The sequence below is a fragment of the Streptomyces rimosus subsp. rimosus genome (assembly GCF_000720725.1).
Lineage (GTDB): Bacteria > Actinomycetota > Actinomycetes > Streptomycetales > Streptomycetaceae > Streptomyces > Streptomyces rimosus_A.
This window is the reverse complement of the sequence record NZ_JOCQ01000263.1, coordinates 1-295: the sequence shown is the minus strand read 5'-3', so window position 1 is coordinate 295 and position 295 is coordinate 1. Positions and strand designations below refer to the sequence as shown.

General features: G+C 69.5%; 1 pseudogene. It reads left to right on the top strand.

Features of this window, described 5'->3' with window-relative positions:
• Nucleotides 1-295 (top strand): annotated as a pseudogene (locus IH45_RS0142825) (hypothetical protein); the annotation flags it as partial.

Here is a 295-nt window from a genome sequence, read left to right as displayed (position 1 = left end):
GGTCATCGCCTTCACCCTGGAGGCCGCGGCCGCGCTGGTCATCGGCATGAAGATCGCGGTGATCACGCAGCTGGTGATCCTGGCCGCCGAAATCATCGCCGCCCAGGCCGCGGCGCCCTTCACGCTGGGCCTGTCCGAGATCGGCGCGGCGGCCGGCACGGTGGCCACCCGTGAGATCGTGCGCCGCATCCTCAAAGAGGTCGCCAAGCAGCTGCTGGACGCCATCATGGAGGCGGCCAAGGAACCGGTGATCTCCGCGCTGGAGGCCATGGCCTCCGACCTGATCGCCCAGACC